The sequence below is a fragment of the Thiorhodococcus minor genome, from assembly GCF_010820565.1.
Taxonomy (GTDB): Bacteria; Pseudomonadota; Gammaproteobacteria; order Chromatiales; family Chromatiaceae; genus Thiorhodococcus; species Thiorhodococcus minor.
Map to the genome: position 1 here is coordinate 1 of NZ_JAAIJQ010000098.1, position 17,864 is coordinate 17,864.

21 protein-coding genes and 2 pseudogenes are annotated in these 17,864 nt (G+C 61.9%); 15 read left to right on the forward strand and 8 right to left on the reverse strand.

The annotated features are described in order from the left end of the window. From G3446_RS22260 to G3446_RS28815, 3 genes are all read left to right on the forward strand, one after another. On the forward strand, nucleotides 1–556 hold a 556-nt coding region (locus G3446_RS22260), incomplete at its 5' end, for an SMI1/KNR4 family protein (protein WP_209262577.1). Between the two features lie 174 nt (nucleotides 557–730). Next, complete coding sequence (locus G3446_RS22265) at nucleotides 731–1,276, forward strand: tyrosine-type recombinase/integrase (protein WP_280818871.1); 546 nt, start codon at nucleotides 731–733, stop codon at nucleotides 1,274–1,276. 55 nt (nucleotides 1,277–1,331) lie between these two features. Next, on the forward strand, nucleotides 1,332–1,529 hold the full coding sequence (locus G3446_RS28815; protein ID WP_280818873.1) for a hypothetical protein: 198 nt from the start codon (nucleotides 1,332–1,334) through the stop codon (nucleotides 1,527–1,529). On the opposite strand, the gene G3446_RS22270 is transcribed toward G3446_RS28815, so the two are convergent. Genes G3446_RS22270 through G3446_RS22285 form a run of 4 tightly spaced genes read right to left on the reverse strand, consistent with a single transcriptional unit; the run spans nucleotide 1,456 to nucleotide 4,627 of the window. Beyond that, nucleotides 1,456–2,049, reverse strand: a complete 594-nt coding sequence (locus tag G3446_RS22270) for a hypothetical protein (protein WP_164455417.1) — start codon at nucleotides 2,047–2,049, stop codon at nucleotides 1,456–1,458. The genes G3446_RS28815 and G3446_RS22270 overlap by 74 nt on opposite strands. Then, nucleotides 2,039–2,638 carry an SCO family protein gene (locus tag G3446_RS22275; protein ID WP_164455419.1) on the reverse strand — a complete coding sequence of 200 codons (600 nt, stop codon included), beginning with the start codon at nucleotides 2,636–2,638 and terminating at the stop codon, nucleotides 2,039–2,041. Before G3446_RS22275 ends, G3446_RS22270 begins: the two co-directional genes overlap by 11 nt. Continuing rightward, nucleotides 2,635–4,104 carry a cbb3-type cytochrome c oxidase subunit I gene (locus G3446_RS22280; RefSeq protein ID WP_164455422.1) on the reverse strand — a complete coding sequence of 490 codons (1,470 nt, stop codon included), beginning with the start codon at nucleotides 4,102–4,104 and terminating at the stop codon, nucleotides 2,635–2,637. The genes G3446_RS22275 and G3446_RS22280 overlap by 4 nt, the downstream gene beginning before the upstream one ends. 1 nt (nucleotide 4,105) lies before the next feature. After that, nucleotides 4,106–4,627 carry a cupredoxin domain-containing protein gene (locus G3446_RS22285; RefSeq protein ID WP_164455424.1) on the reverse strand — a complete coding sequence of 174 codons (522 nt, stop codon included), beginning with the start codon at nucleotides 4,625–4,627 and terminating at the stop codon, nucleotides 4,106–4,108. A 755-nt stretch (nucleotides 4,628–5,382) separates the two neighbouring features. Here G3446_RS22285 and ccmD point away from each other — a divergent pair. From ccmD to G3446_RS22330, 9 genes are all read left to right on the forward strand, one after another. Then, complete coding sequence (ccmD, locus tag G3446_RS29025) at nucleotides 5,383–5,577, forward strand: heme exporter protein CcmD (protein ID WP_342450189.1); 195 nt, start codon at nucleotides 5,383–5,385, stop codon at nucleotides 5,575–5,577. Between the two features lie 130 nt (nucleotides 5,578–5,707). Then, nucleotides 5,708–6,181 (forward strand): cytochrome c maturation protein CcmE, encoded by a 474-nt coding sequence (locus G3446_RS22295; RefSeq protein ID WP_342450190.1) that lies wholly within the window; start codon nucleotides 5,708–5,710, stop codon nucleotides 6,179–6,181. Further along, entirely contained in the window at nucleotides 6,178–8,184 is a 2,007-nt protein-coding gene (locus G3446_RS22300; RefSeq protein ID WP_164455425.1) for a heme lyase CcmF/NrfE family subunit, read from the forward strand. The genes G3446_RS22295 and G3446_RS22300 overlap by 4 nt, the downstream gene beginning before the upstream one ends. A gap of 3 nt (nucleotides 8,185–8,187) precedes the next feature. Beyond that, complete coding sequence (locus tag G3446_RS22305; protein WP_164455427.1) at nucleotides 8,188–8,763, forward strand: DsbE family thiol:disulfide interchange protein; 576 nt, start codon at nucleotides 8,188–8,190, stop codon at nucleotides 8,761–8,763. 225 nt (nucleotides 8,764–8,988) lie between these two features. Then, nucleotides 8,989–9,477: a cytochrome c-type biogenesis protein gene (locus G3446_RS22310; RefSeq protein ID WP_209262578.1), complete on the forward strand. Its 489-nt coding sequence runs from the start codon at nucleotides 8,989–8,991 to the stop codon at nucleotides 9,475–9,477. Then, a complete protein-coding gene (ccmI, locus tag G3446_RS22315; protein ID WP_164455429.1) occupies nucleotides 9,474–10,829 on the forward strand; it encodes a c-type cytochrome biogenesis protein CcmI in 1,356 nt (451 codons plus the stop codon). Before G3446_RS22310 ends, ccmI begins: the two co-directional genes overlap by 4 nt. Nucleotides 10,830–11,182: 353 nt before the next feature. Then, a complete protein-coding gene (locus G3446_RS22320; RefSeq protein WP_164455431.1) occupies nucleotides 11,183–11,362 on the forward strand; it encodes a hypothetical protein in 180 nt (59 codons plus the stop codon). Nucleotides 11,363–11,623: 261 nt separating this feature from the next. Further along, nucleotides 11,624–12,109 carry a copper chaperone PCu(A)C gene (locus G3446_RS22325; RefSeq protein WP_164455433.1) on the forward strand — a complete coding sequence of 162 codons (486 nt, stop codon included), beginning with the start codon at nucleotides 11,624–11,626 and terminating at the stop codon, nucleotides 12,107–12,109. After that, complete coding sequence (locus G3446_RS22330; RefSeq protein WP_164455435.1) at nucleotides 12,096–12,725, forward strand: SCO family protein; 630 nt, start codon at nucleotides 12,096–12,098, stop codon at nucleotides 12,723–12,725. The genes G3446_RS22325 and G3446_RS22330 overlap by 14 nt, the downstream gene beginning before the upstream one ends. A 169-nt stretch (nucleotides 12,726–12,894) precedes the next feature. Here G3446_RS22330 and G3446_RS28820 read toward each other — a convergent pair whose 3' ends face one another. Further along, nucleotides 12,895–13,281, reverse strand: a complete 387-nt coding sequence (locus G3446_RS28820; RefSeq protein ID WP_164455449.1) for a sensor histidine kinase — start codon at nucleotides 13,279–13,281, stop codon at nucleotides 12,895–12,897. A 114-nt stretch (nucleotides 13,282–13,395) separates the two neighbouring features. Here G3446_RS28820 and G3446_RS22340 point away from each other — a divergent pair. After that, nucleotides 13,396–13,909: pseudogene (locus tag G3446_RS22340) on the forward strand (transposase); the annotation flags it as partial. A gap of 112 nt (nucleotides 13,910–14,021) precedes the next feature. Here the strand turns inward: G3446_RS22340 and G3446_RS22345 are convergent. From G3446_RS22345 to G3446_RS22355, 3 genes and pseudogenes are all read right to left on the reverse strand, one after another. Then, nucleotides 14,022–15,368, reverse strand: coding sequence for an FAD-dependent oxidoreductase (locus tag G3446_RS22345; protein WP_164455437.1), 1,347 nt, complete (start codon nucleotides 15,366–15,368; stop codon nucleotides 14,022–14,024). 587 nt (nucleotides 15,369–15,955) lie between these two features. Beyond that, entirely contained in the window at nucleotides 15,956–16,342 is a 387-nt protein-coding gene (locus G3446_RS22350) for a type 1 glutamine amidotransferase family protein (RefSeq protein ID WP_164455439.1), read from the reverse strand. A gap of 40 nt (nucleotides 16,343–16,382) precedes the next feature. Then, a pseudogene (locus G3446_RS22355) lies at nucleotides 16,383–16,888 on the reverse strand (AAA family ATPase); the annotation flags it as partial. Between the two features lie 267 nt (nucleotides 16,889–17,155). Here G3446_RS22355 and G3446_RS22360 point away from each other — a divergent pair. Together G3446_RS22360 and G3446_RS29280 are read left to right on the forward strand one after the other, a co-directional pair. After that, on the forward strand, nucleotides 17,156–17,398 hold the full coding sequence (locus G3446_RS22360; protein ID WP_164455441.1) for an NAD(+)--dinitrogen-reductase ADP-D-ribosyltransferase: 243 nt from the start codon (nucleotides 17,156–17,158) through the stop codon (nucleotides 17,396–17,398). 189 nt (nucleotides 17,399–17,587) lie between these two features. After that, nucleotides 17,588–17,740 (forward strand): IS1/IS1595 family N-terminal zinc-binding domain-containing protein, encoded by a 153-nt coding sequence (locus G3446_RS29280; protein WP_425338423.1) that lies wholly within the window; start codon nucleotides 17,588–17,590, stop codon nucleotides 17,738–17,740. Nucleotides 17,741–17,864: the final 124 nt, after the last annotated feature.

The following is a 17,864-nucleotide window of genomic DNA, read 5'->3' on the forward strand; positions in this document are numbered from 1 at the left end:
GGCATGCCCGCATCCGCGCGGTCGGCGGCGTCGTGCCAGGATCGGATTAGTCCAACAGACATTTATCCATCGGGCGCGCCAGCGTCGGAGCGAGACCACGCTCACAGCCATGCGCCCGATGGATAAATGCTTAATTGTTATACGCAAAAGGATTGAGATGGCGTTTCCTGTTGAAGAGAAATACATCGAGAAAGCAGAAGGTGAACTTGGAGCGAAGTTCCCAGATTCTTTTCGTCAGAAGATGATGAGACTGAATGGTGGTGGTGTCGAAGTGGGTGAGGACTACTTCGAGATACACCCGTTTTATGACACCTCAGACAAAAAAAGAATTAAAAGAACATGCAATAGCATTGTTCACGAGACGCAGATGGCAAGAAATCATTACCGATTGCCTGAAAATCTAATTGTTATCGGTAACAATGGCGGTGGTGATGTCCTTGTTTATAAAGTCGATGGCAACGGATTCATAGAACCTACTGTCTATTGGTTTGACCATGAAACTGAAGAGTTAGTGTTTGCAGCAAACGAATTTAGTGAATTAAAGGAAAGCGTATAACCATGCCATCAAATCCGACGCTCGTACCTCGCGCGGCTTATGGCAAACGTTGAACTAATCCGCTCCGCGGGGCTTTGCGGACGCTCGTCACTCGCCCGCGCCTGACAGCGCTTCCACGCCTCGTCGTCCACACTCGCCATGACCCAATCGGGGTCGTTGACAGAGGACCGGACGATGACAGCGTTGCGTCAACGCATGATCGTGGCCATGCAGATGCATGGTTTCTCCCCGCGCACCCATGAGAGCTATCTCGCCGCCGTGCGGGATCTGGCGAAGTTCACCCACCGCGCGCCCGATTGCCTTGCGCCGGAGGACTTGCGCGCGTACTTCGAGCACCTCGTGCGCGCGCGTGCGCTGGCTCCGGCCAGCGTGCGGCTGTTCTACAACGGCATCCGCTTCTTCTATTTGGAGGTCCTCGACTGGCCGACGGTCGACCTGGAGGTCACCCTCCCGAAGCGCCCGCAGCGCATCCCGGAGCTGCTCACGCGCGAAGAGGTCGCGGCCATCCTGCGGGCCTGTCCCGATGCCCGTCATCGCATGATGCTCACGCTGTGCTACGGCGGTGGGCTGCGCCTGAGCGAGGTGCTGGCGGTGCGGGTGGCGGACCTCGACGGGGAGCGCAAGCTCTTGCGCGTGGAACAGGGCAAGGGCGCCAAGGATCGTCTCGTCCCCTTATCCCCCACGCTGCTGGAGCAACTGCGCACCTATTGGCGCGCCTAGCCCGAGTGCGTGGCTGTTTGCCGGAACGTCCGGGGCGCCGCTCTCACCGACCACGCTGCAGAAGGCGTTCACGCAGGCCAAGCAGCGCGCCGGGGTGCACAAGGTCGGCGGCATCCATGGGCTGCGCCACGCCTATGCGACCCATCAGTTGGCGGCGGGGCTGCCGGTGCAGCGACCGCTTATTCTGGCTGACACCGATCCGTCTTTCGAAAGGGCCCAAAAACGCCCCAGATCGCGGCCAGGGCCGCGCTGATCAATGCCAAGCCCAGTAGCAGCGACCCGGTGCGTTGTTGATCGCCGATGAGATAGTTGCTGCACAGCTGCACTGGACTGATCAGATAGATCCAGCCCAAACGCACGAGAATGGCCCAACCTTCCATGAGCATGACGCCACGCCCCACCGGGCCCAGTTGCCGCCAGCTCCAGGTCAGGGTCGCGCCCAGGAGCACCGGTACTGTGAGGACCTTGAGGAGCCGAACACTCGGATCGAAGGTGGCAAGATCCAAGTTGAGCGGGAGCATCCAGTAGATCAGCCAACCGCTCCCCAGCACCAGGGCGACTCCTCCGCTCGGATCCGCACGTTCCAGCCACGCCTGCAATCGCTCGGAGCGAGAGACCCAGTAACCGCCGCAGAAGGCCAGCAGCGGCATCTGCACCAAGAGGTGTGCTTGCATGGACGCTTCGAAGAGTCTCGCCGTGACGGGAATCAGCCCGGCGACACAGAACGCCAAGGTGAGTGCGAGCGGCCACTGCCGCCACCGTTCAGCCGGCATCCGTGAGCAAGCCTTCGAGCGCGGGATCGGTCCAAGCGCTGATGCGGACCAAGCGGCCGTCACGAATCCAATGGAGCGAGTCGCTGTGCGCGAAACCGCCGGTGCGGTCGGGGATGACGCGCAATCCGGTCTCGCTGATCAGGGTGCTCAGGGTTTGCTCGTCGGCCGGGCGCGCGATGGTCCAGGACGTGCGCGCGCCGCCGAAGCGGCTCCGGTATTCGGCGAGACGCTCGGGCGTATCGTGCGCCGGGTCGATGCTGACGGACAGCAGGCGAACCCGCTTCGAGCCGGTGGCCTCCATGGCGCGTTGGAGCTGACGGTAACGCACCCCGAGTGCTCCGCAGACCGAGGTACAACGGGTGAAGATGAAACTGACCAGCAGGACCTGTTCGCCCCAGTCCGAAAGCCGGACGACCTTGCCTTGGTCGTCCTGCAACCGCCAATCGGATACCGGCGGTCGTTGGCGGACGACCTGGGACTGGCGCCAGGTTTCATAGGTGAACGCGGAGAAGCCGGCGGTCCGTTGCCAGAGCAGCCCGCCCACCAGACACAGGGCCAGCGCCATCGAGAGTGCGGTGCGCGAACTCATCCGCTTTCGCTGATACTGGCCAAGCGCGCGCGCGGTAGCTTCAGGAGAATCGGCACGGCGATCATCAGCGTGCCGACCAAAACGATGCCCCCTGACAGGGCACCGACGTCGCCGAGCCACTGCCAGCTCTCCTCATGCACGGCGAAGCGGCGCGGCACCGAGAGCGCCCCCGACACCAGAAAACTCAGACAGAGCAGTGTTGCGCCAACCGCATAGACCATTGCGCCGACACGCCCAGTGCGTCCCTGCTGACCGTTGGCGCTCAAATAGCTCGCGAATCCGAGCACCATCGGCAAGAGACCGAGCAGCAGATAGAAATGGAAATGGCCCGGCACCCAGAGGGTGTTGTGCATCACCAGGTTGACGTTGATCATGCCATCGATCACCGCCGGAACGATTCCCACCGCCCAGCCGAACAGCGACAGCACCAGCAGACTGGATGCGGCGTCCCAACGAATGCCCGAGCGGTAGACGAGCATCAGCCCGCTGAAGGCGGTGACCACCAAGACGGGAATGCCGCTGGTATAGGACAGGATCTGTCCCATGATCGCCATCCAGGACGGCATGGCGAAGTCCATCAGCAGATGATGGGGGTAGACCGCCAGCACCATGAGCGTCACGGCGAGCCAGGCTGCGAGAAAGGGCCGAGAGACGGTCCATGGACGTCGGGCGTAGAGGGGCAGGATCTCGTAGACCGCGATCACGGCCGAATAGATGGTGGCGTTGATGAAGACATGGCCGAAGAAGTAGATGAGGTTCTTCATCAGCAGTGCGTCGGGGGCGAGCGGCGGGTAGATCAGATGCAGGATCGTCATGATCAGAACGATCGCACCGGCGGCAATGCCGGCGACATTGACGATGAGCACCATGGCGCTGGCGACCACCGCCGGTGGGTGCGTTGGGTCGATCGGTTCCCGGCCAAACAGCATCGGCAACCCCAAGGCACGGGCAATGCTGCCGTAGCGACGCACAATGGCGATACCCATGTCGAGATAGACCAAGAGGAAGGCGACCCCCAGCAGTAAGAGGCCCCCGACGAAGGTCAGTGCCGCACCCTTGCTCCAGAGTCCGAGCGAGGTGGCCGGCAGCGGATACAGAAAGGTCCACCCGGCCGCGAATTTGCCGATCAGGATGGAGCCGACGATCATGACGACGGCGACCAGCGACAAGACCAGCGTCCCCAGGAAGATCTTCTGATTCAGCCGTACGTACTTGCTCAGGAAGTACCAATTGACGGCGAGTGCGGCCAATCCGGCCGTGCCCACCATCCCCGCACCGTGCAAGGTCATCAACTGATAGAAGACTTCGGGGCCGATGGAGATTGTCGTGGCGCCCTGTGCCGCCCGCATGAGTGCGCCGACCAGCATCAGCCCGGCGAAGACGAGCAGACCGATGCCGAGGTAGAGTTTGACCACAGGCGTGCGCTGCGTGTCGGGGGTCGCGTATTCCAGTTCCGATGCTGTCATTTCAACGCCTCTCCTTCACATCGATTTCGGCGACCATGGTATGGTGTGCTAGACCGCAATACTCGAGACAGAGCACGCGATATTTGCCGGCGCGCTCGAAAGTGACGTCGAGATCGTTGTAATAGCCCGGCATCGCCTGGGTTTGCGCGATGATCTGGTCGTCGGGCCCGTAGATCGCGAAGCCGTGATTCACGTCGAGCGAGGTCACGCGAAACCTGACAGGTTCCCCGGCCTCCACGCTGCTCGAAGCGAGCTCCCAAGACCATTGCCGACCGATCGCCTGGATGATTCTTGGCGATTCGACGCTCGATGCCTGCAGCGGAAAGGGGACGAGTGACCAAGCGCTCACCACCACCCCGGCGGCGCACAGGCCAATCATCCACCAGCGCCGGATGAAGTAGCCCCGTTTCGCGATCCCACCATAGTCCTCGTCGCGCGGTCCCGAATTCAGAACGACGAAGACGAATGCCGCGGCAACGAACGCCATGCCGAGGAGCGTCACCAAGAGGATACTGATTTGCATCGTTATGGTCTGTCCGATGAGTTGTTGATGGGACGAGCGGCTACGTCTAGATGCCGGCCTATGCGGGTCAGATCATACGACCGCTCTTATCGATGCACGCTGCATAGGCATTGATGAATGGGCCCGCTGCATCACTGAAAAGCACGATCGATGCCATGTGCTCATCAGCGCAACGGATCGCTCGCCGACGGCCGGTGACGCATTGGAGGCAAGCCGCCAGAGTCGTTTCTTTAGAATCTTAAACATGGTGAGGCAGAAGCGCATCGCCGCGGTGCCGCCTCGAACGCCGAGACAAAATGGCCGCGAAATGAGTTGGCCAATGGAACAAAATGTCGCGCCTACGTGCCCACTGTCTCGGTGGCATTGCCGTGGAACGATCGCGGGCCTGGATAACCGATCGGCCTGAATCAAGCGATCAGCTTCCAGCAATCCGCTCCTCCGACTCAACGGGTTTCCTTGCTCGAGCCCCATGCCCGCCGGGCCGCGCGGATCTCCAGCCGGCCGGTCCATATCCTGCGCGAGCTGGTGGACCTGAACGCCTTATCCCGGTCCACCAGACGCTTGCGACAGCGGGCTGCACCGCGTGACTCGCCGGGGTTCCCGTCTTTCCGCTTAGCCCTCCGCCGGGTTCGATCACAGTCTGGCGCATAATTTGCTGACCAGGCTATGAGCAGTGATGTGGTGACGCCCAAGCCAAAACGGTTTCCCAGACCTTGTTGGTTGATCTTTGTCCTTAAATTAGTATCAAAAACAAAATGATGAGCGCGGATTCGCAAAATGTGCGCGAACTCCTCCGACAGGTGGGCGACCTCGGCTTCTCGCGCGACATTGTCGCGTCCGGTGTAATGGAAGCTGCGGTCGATTTCTTCCGGCAGGGCGGATCCGCCTTTTTCGTCTGGGGCGCCTTCGGTGTCACATTCCTGCCGATGCTGGCCGAAGTGGCGCAGTGACGCCAACACCGCCGAGGCATTTTGTCCCGCGTTGGTCGATCGGTGCGACTGCGCAGTCCAGGCGACACATCGCCGGCAGGGGCAAATCCCAGCGTCGAGCCCGAGACCGCGCCATTGGCAGAGCCCCGAGGTGAACAGACATGAAAGCAAGACAAAAACGCATGGTTTTCGTCGGCGCCGGGATCGCCGCATCCTCGGCGCTCAGCGCACTGCAGAGCAACATCGCCTATGTTTCAGTCCGGCCCAGGTGATGGCCAACGAGCATCCGACCGGCGCGGTTTTTCGCATCGGCGGATTGGTGGTCGAGGACTCGTTGAAGCGTCAGGAAGACGGCCTAACGGTCCGCTTCGATGTGACCGATAACGCCGCCGTCGTGTCGGTCAGCGACACCGGTATTCTGCCCGACCTGTTCGGCAAGGGTCAGGGCGCCGTTGCCAAGGGTCGGATCGGCGAAGACGGCATCTTCTACGCCGACGAGGTGCTGGCCAAGCATGACGACTCCTACATGCCGCCGGAGGTCGCCGACACCCCGAAGACCGCCCATGTCGAGGGAGCAACGGAGTCGGCTGCCCAAACCCAGGAAGCTGGAGGCGTTGCCCAATGATCCCGGAGCTCGGCCATGTCGCACTGATCCTCGCGCTCGTCGTCGCCGTCGTACAGGCTTCCTTCCCGTTGGCCGGCTCGCTCGCCGGCAACGGGGCCAGTACCGGAACCGGGAATCGCCCCTGGATGACCATGGCGCGTCCACTGGCGTACGGGCAATTCACGTTTTTGATCATCGCCTTCGCCTGCTTGGTACAGGCGTTTCTGACCAGCGACTTCTCGGTGCTGTATGTCGGCCAGCACTCGAATACGCTACTCCCTGATATCTACAAGGTTTCAGCTGTTTGGGGCGGCCATGAAGGGTCGCTATTGCTTTGGGTGTTGTTCATGGCAGCCTGGGGTGCGGCGGTCGCCGCCTTCAGCAAGAATCTGCCTCTGGCAGTGGTGGCGCGGGTGATCTCGGTGCAGGGAATGATCGCGATCGGCTTCCTGCTCTTCATGCTGTTCACCTCCAATCCGTTCGAGCGCCATTTCCCGGCACCGGCGGAGGGTCGTGACCTGAACCCACTGCTCCAGGACTTCGGTCTCGCCATCCACCCGCCGATGCTCTACATGGGCTACGTCGGTTTCTCGGTGGCCTTCGCCTTCGCCATCGCAGCGCTGATCGGCGGGCGGCTCGACGCCGCCTGGGCACGCTGGTCACGCCCCTGGACCACGGTGGCCTGGGTGTTTCTGACCATCGGAATCGCGCTCGGCTCCTGGTGGGCGTACTACGAGCTCGGCTGGGGCGGCTGGTGGTTCTGGGACCCGGTCGAGAATGCATCGCTGATGCCCTGGCTCGTCGGCACCGCGTTGATTCACTCGCTGGCGGTCACCGAAAAGCGCGGGGCCTTCAAGAGTTGGACAGTACTGCTAGCCATCTTCGCGTTCTCCCTCAGCCTGCTCGGCACCTTCCTCGTGCGCTCTGGCGTACTGACCTCGGTCCATGCCTTTGCCACTGATCCGGAGCGCGGACTCTTCATCCTGATCTTTCTGTGCATCGTCACCGGCGGCTCCCTGGCACTCTATGCCTGGCGTGCGCCGGAGGTATCCGAGGGCGGGCGCTTCGATCTGGTTTCGCGAGAGAGCGCGTTGCTCGGCAACAATCTGCTGTTCCTCGCCTTCACCGTCCTGGTGCTGTTCGGCACCCTGGCGCCGCTGATCTACGAGGCCTTCGACTGGGGCAAGATCTCAGTCGGATTCCCCTGGTTCAATAAAATGTTTTTGGCATTGGCGCCTTTCCTGGCAATCCTGCTCGGCATCGGGCCGGCGGCTCGCTGGAAGCACGACGAGCCCGGCCGACTGATCAAGACGCTGTGGATCGCCTTCGCGCTCAGCGCGTTGGTGCTGGCGATTTCGTCGCTGCCCATGTTCAGCGGCGGCCATTTCTGGGTGCCCATAGGTGTCGCGCTGGGAGCCTGGTTGCTGTTCTCGCATGCCAGCATTGTCCGCGATCGGCTCAAGAACAAACGCGGCTTCGACGGCTGGATTGCTGATCTGCGCGGCAACGGACGTAGCTTCTACGGCATGGTGACCGCCCACATGGGCGTCGCCCTGTTCATCGTCGGCGTGACCATGGTGTCCAATTTCCAGGTTGAGGAAGACGTACGTCTGTCACCAGGGGACAGCCACGAACTGGCCGGCTACCGGTTCGAATTCCTTGGTGCCGAGAAGGCCCCCGGACCGAATTACATGGCCGACCGAGGCCACTTCAAGGTCTATGATGGCGACAAGCAGATCACCGAGCTCTATCCGGAGAAGCGGTCCTATCTGGGCGGCGGCATGCCAATGACCGAGGCCGCCATTGATGCCGGTTTGTTCCGCGACATCTATATCTCCCTCGGCGAGCCTGTGGGAGACGGTGACTGGGCGCTGCGTCTGTACTACAAACCCTATGTCCGCTGGATCTGGCTTGGCGCGATACTGATGGCCCTTGGCGGCACCCTTGCCGTCAGCGACCCACGCTATCGCACCGCCCGCTCTCGCGCCGCGGCGGCGGTCGGCGGTGCAACGGCGAGGGCCTGAGCAATGGGCGCAGCATCGACGGCATCCTCCACCCCGGCCTCGCACCGCGTCTTGGTCGCGCTCGTGCCCCTGGCACTCTTTATTGCGCTGGTCGCCCTGCTGGCCTTTGGGCTCGGCAACGACCCGCGTAAGGTACCCTCACCACTGGTGGGTAAGCCGGTGCCGGTGTTCAGTCTGCCAGAGCTGACAGACCCCGGCCGCAGCGTCAGTGACACCGACCTAAAGGGCACCATCTCGCTGGTCAATGTCTGGGCCTCCTGGTGCGGTTCGTGTCGCGCCGAACACCAGGCACTCATGGCCCTGTCCGAGATCCCGGACTTCCAGGTCGTCGGACTGAACTGGAAGGACGACGCCGAGAACGCAACCCAGGTGCTGCGTCTGACCGGCAATCCCTATGACATGAACGGCTACGACCCCGACAATAGCGTCGGCATCCACTGGGGCGTCTATGGCGCGCCCGAGACCTTTGTCGTCGACAGGAAAGGCATCATCCGATACAAACACATCGGCCCGATTGACCGCACCGTTTGGGAAGAGACATTGCAGCCACTGGTAGCCGAATTGCAGGCCGAGGGCTGAGGGCGTACTCGATGCACAGGCCCCTTGGTAAAACGGGTGTTGAACGAATCCTTGACGGTCGATACTCACAGGTAGGCCGGGGTGAGGCGCAGCCTCGCGTCTGCACTGCCGCCACTGCCGGGGCTTGCAACCTGACCCCAGTCCGAGATCCCCTTGCGTCCTTCATTGTCGAAACCTTCCCTTTGGGCCATCAATATCGATGAAAAGCGCACGTACGAGATCGGCATGCCAGCACTGATCAAGTCCTTCCTATTGTCAATCCTGCTCCTGACCAGCGTGGCCGTCGATGCCTTCACGCTCGAGGAGCTCACCTTCGACAGTCCCGAGCAGCAGACGGAGTTTCGCGAACTGATCAGCGAGCTGCGGTGCCTGGTCTGCCAGAACGAGTCCCTTGCCGGATCCAAAGCCGAGCTGGCCCAAGACCTGCGCAACGAAGTCTATAAGATGATGCGCGCCGGCCAGTCACAAGACGAGATACTCGACTTCTTGATAGCACGCTACGGCGACTTCGTCCTCTACGACCCACCCCTGAAACCCTCCACGTACATCCTCTGGTTCGGGCCATTCGTGCTGATCGGTATCGGTGCGGTGTTCATGGTCCGCGCACTGCTGCGTAAGCAGTCCGCGCCAGACGCCGAACTGAGCGACGACGACCGCCTCCGACTGAAGGACATGCTCGCCGATCGCGACGGCAAGACGGACCAATCATCATGACCATCTTTTGGATTCTCGTTGCCGGCCTCACCGGCCTGGCCCTGCTGTTCGTGCTCGCGCCGCTGCTGAGCAGCACCGCCGAGGCGGATCGGGACGACGACGTCGACCTCGATAAGGTCAACCTGGGCCTGTTCAAGCAGCAACTCGCTGAGCTCGACGCCGATCTGTCCGCGGGTAAACTGGATCGCAACCAATACGACTCGGCACGGCAGGATCTTGAGCGGGAAGTACTGAACAACCTGGATACAAAGAACCCGCGACAGCGCAGCGGCTTCTCACTGCCAAGCACAGGGCTGACAGCACTTGCGCTGGTCGTGGCCGTGCCCGCCTCCACGCTGGCGCTCTATCTGGCGCTGGGCAGCCAGGACATGATCCCGCCGATGGGTGCTGCCGGGCAGGTCGCGGCAGCACAGGACCACAACGGCGCAGCGGACGGAATGCCATCGCTGGACGTTCTGGTCATCCAACTCGAGGAGCGCCTGCAGCAGACGCCGGACGACGCCGAAGGCTGGATCACGCTCGGACGCACCTATCTTGCGATGCAAGACGCCGAGAAGGCCGAGACCGCATTGGCCAGGGCCTACGAATTGATGCCGAAGGACTTGCAGGTACTTCTGGCATACGCTGAGGCGCTGGCCGCCAACAACGACAATAGACTGGAGGGTCGGCCGTCGGCGCTGATTGCCGAGGCGTTGGAACTGGACCCGGAAGACGTCATGGCGCGCTGGCTGTCCGGAATGGCGGCATTTCAACGTGGTCAATTCACCGCGGCGGCGGTTTCCTGGAAACGGGTCTTGAGCAAGACCGACCCCGATAGCGAGGACGCCGCCGAATTGCGGCGGCTAATCGACAACGCCGAGCAGCGTGCCGGCGTGCCGTCCGCGGCTCGGCTGGCGGCGAAGGATGGTGCCGGAGAAGTGGGACATGCGGGTGACGCGCGGGCGTCCAACGGTAATGAGGAGCGCCCGGCCGAATCCAAACCCGCGACCCAGGCGGATGCGGGAGCCCCCGCGATCGAGGTCGACGTCTCACTCGCCCCCGCACTGTTGAATCGCACGCCGCCAGATACCACGGTCTTCGTCTACGCCAAGGCCGCGGCAGGTCCACCGATGCCTTTGGCCGTGCGGCGTATCCGGGTCGCGGACCTACCCACGACCCTCCGCCTCGATGACAGCATGGCGATGATGCCGACCATGAAACTGTCCAGCTTCCCACAGGTCATCGTCGGCGCCCGTGTCTCAACCAGCGGCCAGGCCATGCCCCAGCCCGGCGATCTGGAGGGCGAAACCGGCCCCATCCCGAGCAGCGGCTCCACACAGGTGGCGGTCTCGATCGACCGGGTACGGCCTTGACAGGCTGACGGGTACCGCAGATTCAGGCGCGCCCAGTCGCGAGGCACTAGAGTTCTTCCAGGTGCGCGGGCGGCGGCGCGTTTGAGTCGACGCGACAAACGACAGGGCAGGGTGCGGCGTTGTGCGGTAGGCGTTTACAACTACCGCTGGTAGCTGGTAGCTGGTAGCTGGTAGCTGGTAGCCAAGGCCGAAGGGGGCGTTGCGCTGACGGACGGGACGCGGGTGTGGGAGCGCGAGTTATAGATGCTCAGGCGGCAAGGCGCTCCTCCAGGCGCATATCCAGAACCGCGCACACCAGCGACACTGGCCATATGATTCATTCCGGCACGGCCGTCGCGAGGGAGACGCGCGTTTTGCGCGCGATCCTGTTCTGCCTTGCCGTGTTGGCGCAGCTGATGCTGCCTGTGGTGATGATGCGCGCCGAGGCGATCGCCGGCACCCTGTGCTTGACGAGCGGCGGCAGTGCGGGTTCCGGTCCGTCGAATTTTCACGAGCACGGCAAGCAGTGCGCGCATTGCCGACTGCACGATTGATCGCCGCTTGCGCCGCCCGCGGTTAGTGCGGTCACGGTCGAACGCGTAGGTTTCCGACCCTTTGCCGCAGGTGAAACGGCTGTGCCTCGCCTTCCAGCGTTTCGCGCACAACCGCCGCCGACGGGGCCGCCCGCGGGCTGACCGGTTTGCTTCTTCTTTTGCGATGCCGATTTATTTTAGTGTCCGGGCGGACGCAGGGACGTGTGGCAAGTTGGCGCATTCGGGCACAGCCCGACACCAGTAGGAAACTCGGAGAATGATATGAGCGGTTTACTGCGCGCAAAGTATGTTGCTGTCTTTTCCGCGATTGCAGTCCTTGCGGCCACGGCGTGTTCGCCGTCGGACGGCAAGGCGTCCGGCCAAGTCAAGATTGTCGACGCCTGGACGATGGCGACTCCCCCCGGCGCCAATGTCGGCGCGGGCTACATGCGGATCTTGAACGAGGGCTCCGCGTCGGTCCGCCTCGTCGGCGGCGAGACGCCGACGTCGGCGACGGTCGAGATTCATAGGATGTCGATGGACAATGGCGTCATGCGGATGCAGCCGGCAAACGAAGGTCTCGAGATTGCGGCCGGCGCCAGCGTCGAGCTGAAGCCCGGCGGGTATCATTTGATGCTGATCGGACTGAAAGCGCCGTTTGCGGAAGGCGCAAGCGTGCCGCTGACGCTGGTGTTCGAGGGCGACTTGCGCGTCAAGACGACGCTTGCCGTTCGCGCGATGGGAGGAGGCGGGCATGAACAGCAGTGAGTTGTTGAGAATCGTTCGCTACGGGGCGATCACGCTTGTCGCGGTCCTGGTCTTCGCGTCGCTCGCCGTGAGCCTGGGCTTCTTTCAAAGCGGGCCTGTCCCCGGCGCGTCGCCGGCCTTGGGGGCGCGCCTGATCGCGCCGTTCAAGCTGGTCGACCAGGACGGGCAGGCGGTGAGCGAGGCCGACGTGTTGGGCCGTCCGGCGGCCGTCTTCTTCGGCTTCACCCATTGCCCTGAGGTCTGTCCCACGACCTTGGCGTCGTTGACTGCGACGCTGCGGCGGATGGGGTCCGCCGCCAACAAGCTGGGCGTCTTCTTCGTCAGCGTAGATCCGGAGCGCGACACGTCGGACGAACTCGAATCGTATCTTTCCGCATTCGATCCGCGCATTCGCGGCCTGACCGGAACGCCTGACCAGATCGCCGCGTTCGCGAAACCCCTCGGCGTTTACTACGCGCGAACGAAGGTCGAAGGCGGCGGTTATACGGTCGAGCACACGGCGACGATGTTTCTGCTCGACGCCCAAGGACGTTTCGTCGGATCGATCGCATACGGCGAGGCGCAGGATGCGGCGCTGGCGAAGCTCGGAAATCTGGCCAGGACGCCGACGAGTTAGCCCGCGGCTTGCAGCCGCTGCGCGCCATGGAGAGCGAAGCGAAGGCGCGTAGTCCCCGATAGGCGTCGGCGCGGGCGTATGGCCGGAGTGGCGAAGGGGTCGCCGTGGACCGCAGGTCCACGAGATCCCGTAGCCGCGTAGGCCATATGCAAGCGCATCCGACACGCCGTCAAGCCATTTGAGGGAGTGGTGCGAAGCCGGCCTCGAGCGTGCGAGAGGTCGGCGTAGCGCCACGGACGCAGGGCGAATCGGGGCAAGAAGGCTGTCGCCGAGCGCAGTCATTTTGGGACAGGGATGTCCCAAAATGTATCACGAGCACGGCGACACTCCGGTCGACGGGCGTCTCGGACGCTTCGGGAGGCTGGCCGCTGTCGTGGATGTCGGCGGAGTGTTCGAGATATTTGGGCGACCCCAAGGGACCCATGAGCTCGCCGCGCAGCATTTCGGAGAAGCCGAGGATCGCATTCAGCGGCGTGCGTAGCTCGTCGCTCATGACAGGCAAGAATTCGCTTTTGGCGCGGTTAGCGGCTTCGGCTTCGTCGAGCAGGACCTTCATCACGTGGTTCTTTTTCTCAACAACGTCCCGTTCCGCGATGGAGCGCAAGAGAACGATCAGTCAGATCGGATCGCCGCCCGATGAGGCTGTACACCAGATTTGACATTAACTCGGCGTCTTTTGCGCACGCTGCAGATGCTGCCGGCGTGTGAGGAGCCGCTCGATCAGGGGCTCGCAAGGTGGCCGGGTTCTCGCTGCATGCCGGCGTCACAGCGCGCGCGGATGAGCGCAAGAAGCTTGAGCGGCTGTGCCGCTGCATCAGCCGTCCGGCGGTTGCCGAGGAGCGCCTGTCGCGCACGGCGAACGGCAACATCCGCTACCAGCTTAAGACCCCGTATCGCGACGGCACCACCCACGTCATCTTAGAGCCGTTGGACTTCATCGCGCGGCTGGCGGCCCTGGTGCCGAAGCTGAGAGTAAACCTGACCCGTTTTCGCGGGGTCTTTGCGCCGAACAGCCACGACCGCGCGCGAGTGACACCGGCTAAGCGGGGGCCGGGGTGGTCAGCCTGATACGAGGCAGGCTCCACAGGAGCCGACACCCGCCGAACCGCGCCTCGATGACGTGGGCGCAACGCCTGACACAGTTCTTCGGCATTGAGATCGAGACCTGTCCGGCCTGCGGCGGGGGCTGTTCGACGAGACGGGGTGACCCTATGATGACCTCGTTCGGACTGTGGCGTTAGCGGCACGGCAAGGGTGGAGGCTGGCCGGGTGGCAGGTGCGCAGGAAAAAATCGCGTCAGCGGAGCGGTGGTTGGGCGGGTTCAGGGCCGAAACTGCCGCGCCAAGTCACTTTTCGGATCGGATCGACGACTGACCGGAGGCTCCGAATGGCGCTCGGGTCGGATCGACGACTGACCGGAGGCTCCGAAGGGCGCAAACAGGAACTGCCAACAGGCAAGAAGGCGGTTATGCTTCCTATACACATACGTGACTCGAAGCTCTGCTTGCCTTCACCACAAAGCTGATCCACGATCACGGCAGCCTGGCGATTGATACACTCGACCAATGAAAACACCTGCCCCTTGTGTTCAGCACAATCACCGACAGCGTAGATGTCCGGGTCGCTGGTACGCATGGTGTCATCGACATTGATCCCCTTGCCAACATCAAGGCCCGCTCGGGCCGCAAGATCAACGTTGGGCTTCAGGCCGATCGCCGAGATCACGACGTCGCGCTCCATGGTGCGCCCATCCTCGAACCGGATCTGCAACCCACCGTCTCCTTTGGCGACATCGTTCATCGTGGTGCCGAGCAAGAACTCGATCCCGTTCTGCACGTGTCGATCGTGAACGTAGGTGGAAACACCCTCGGATACCACGGACGACAGCAAATATGGGGCTCTATCGTTGATCGCGACCTCATGCCCGGCACGAGCAAGGTGATTGGCCAATTCACATCCGATCAAGCCGGCACCCAGAATCAGTACCCGCTTGCGACCGCTGTTGAGCAATTCCGTCAGTGACTCATACTGATCCAGGTCATTCAGCTGATGGATATGCCGCTGGATACGACGAACGTAGAGACGGAGCGGCACCGCGCCCGTCGCAAGCACCAACTTGGCGTACTCGACCCTGCCGTACTCGACCTTTCCTTTGTTGGTTAACAAACGTTTTTTCTTACGATCGAGACCAAGCACCTGGGTACGCGCACGCAAGTCCACGTCCAGCAACTGCGCGCGATCCGGCCCTTTGGCAATGATCAGATCCGCACGTGACTTGCTGGTAACGGACTCGGACAGGTGCGGCTTGTAGTAGTAGTCGCCATCATCTTTCGTGACGATGGTGATCGGGCCTTTGGCACCATTTTGGCGCAGTTGCTCGGCGATGTACCAACCGCTGATCCCAGCGCCAACAATCACAATGGGATCGCCTTCCTGGTCGTTGTTGCGCTCGGCAACGGCTTGCGCATGCTCGGACAAACCGGCAAATTCAAAACTTTCGCGAGGATCACCACAAAGCGTACAAAACCATTCGTCCGGCAGGCCATCAAATCGAGTCCCCGGGGCCACCCCGTGAATCGGGTCACCCAGAGCTTCGTCGTAGACATGCTCGCAAGTGACACAACGATAGCGTCTAAAACTCATCTTCGTTCTCTCCGGGATGAATGTGGTGATCGAAATGATCCTTAACCGCGCCCCCAGCAACGGCGACCAGCCTTGATCGTCAGTTGGGCCGGTAGGGTGGACGAGCGAGAGCGAAGTCCACCGAATCCCGCGCCGGCGCTTGGTGGACTGCGCTGCGCTTGCCCAGCCTACAGCGGGAGGTCGGGCCAATCGATGATCGACGCCCGGCGACCGATATCGGTCATTACGACACGAGAGCCTAGGCCAACAGCCCCTACCACCAAAGCAATCGCATCAAGGATCTATAATATTATGATCTTCTAAAGTCTTTGAACATCAGTTTTTTGAATCCATTGCGCTCGTCGAATCGCCCTCCGTTCACGCACTAGCGCCCAGGCTGTTTCACAAAAGTAGTGCGATGACGGTACGAATCGACAACAACCTCTCGGGGTAGCGAGTGTTCGGTAAGAGACAGGAAGAAAATGTCCGCGATGGATGCGGTAACCTGCCGATATAAATATTTTTAATGGGACGCCAATATTGGCGAATCTTGATGCGATTACCCTGCCCCTACCACCGGTAGAGCTCCCGTACGAAGTCTCAGCGGCTCATGCCGCTGCCTCGACGGTACCCTGAGCAGCCAGAGACTCCCGCCAGTTCGCCCATACCTGCTGGGCCGGGCCTTGCAGAGTTGGCCCATAGCGCTGGCCATCTTCCCGGAGTTCAGGAACCGTCAGCCCTTCTACTGACGCAATTTCGTGCGCACGACCGAAGTACCGGCTTTCCAAGGCCTCGGGTTCGACTTCCAAATGGAATTGCAGCGCCAGCACATTGTCTCGGTAGCCGAATGCCTGATTTGGATAGACCGCCGACGACGCCAGCCGGGTTGCACCGGCGGGCAGATCAAAGGTGGTGCATCCATGCCAATGCGGAACTTCCGCTGCGTCCTGCATGGGCGCCAAGACGTTTCCCTCGACATCACCGTCAATTTCCAACGGCGCCCAACCGATTTCCTTGGTGCCACCGGGATATACACACGCCCTTGGAGATATTGTTGGCCGCGTACATGGCCATCATCTCGCCGGAGAATACGATGTCGATCTCCTGGGCCTTGTTCTCATGGATGGGCATCGCGAAGCCGCCGCACACCACGTCTCCTAGGACGTCGTAGAAAACGAAGTTGAGGTCCTCATCGTACGCACCCTCTTCTTCCGGGAAAGTGATGGCCGTCATGACGCCCGCCCGGCGCAGCCGACGCCGGGCTCTGGCCTCCCGGACTCGACGCACTTGATGTCCGCATACCCCATTTGCAGCACGTCTTCCAGTTCCAGATCCTCGACGGAACTCGCCTCGGCGGCCAGATGAATGATGGTTTCCTGGGCCTTGGAGTGCAGCATCAGGCGCGTGGAGTCGACCTTAGGGTCACACCCCACGATCATGGCCTTCTGACCCAGCTCTGCCAGACCTGCGACAAGGTTCTGCGTGGTCGTAGACTTCCCGATTCCGCCTTTGCCGTAAATGGCGCATTGACGCAGTGCCATGATGGGATCTCCCGGTTTGCTCGCTGCAAACAGCAGGTTGACTGTGATCGCTCTTGCCTCCTACAGGAGCAAACCCCGCGCCAAACCCATTAAAATCGTTTATCTATTTGTTTTTCATAGAGAATTATGAACGCTTGCGACCTTGTTGGTGTCGTAGCATAGTTGACAATGGGGTACGGCCTGTATGGATAGCAACAGACCAGTTGCCCTCGATCCGCTTCTCGGAGATCCGGGACTCCCGGCGTCGGCGGGCGTCCCGCTGATCCGATGCAACCTGCCGGCCGCCATCTTCATACTCAATGCCAGCACGAGCTCCGCAGCCGGTACCGGGATTCACCGGGGCCGAACCCTTGCCGCCCAATCAACCGGCAGGGCGATTACATCCTCGAGGCCGCGATACCCCTGCCCAAGCTCCTCGTCTTCAACCGCCTGCTTCCCCAGATGCTCGAGGCCAGGGTTGCTCTGGTGGTGATCGGCGGGGTATGCGAGGTCTGCATCCGCGCGCTCTGACCGAGCCCCCGCTCGCTCTTGAAGTCCTGCAGAAGCCGGGCGCCGATTCAACAACCGGAATCCGCGCTGTGCGAAGAACAGGGTCTTTCCTGAGGCGACTGGCTGTCCCAGGCCGACGAACTGACACCCGTGCAACGTCAGCACGACCTTGAGGCGCTGCGACAGGAACAGCCGCTGCCCGAACCCTGGGTGGCAGCGCTCAATCCCCACCCGCCTTGCCCCCATTGCCATCACACTCCGTGCGGACATTGGGGCCAGGCGCATGGCTTACCGCGGTTTCGCTGCGCGGCCTGCGGAAAGACCTTCAATGCCCGTAGTCGGTTACCCCCCCCTCATTTCTGACGGGACAAACCGAGCCAGATCTGGCAGGATCAAGCCCCATTGAACGGCGCCGCTTTTCTCTGACGCGACGCATCGCTCTGACATGCCGCACCTCAGCGACCACGACCTGCGCCAATTCGACGAC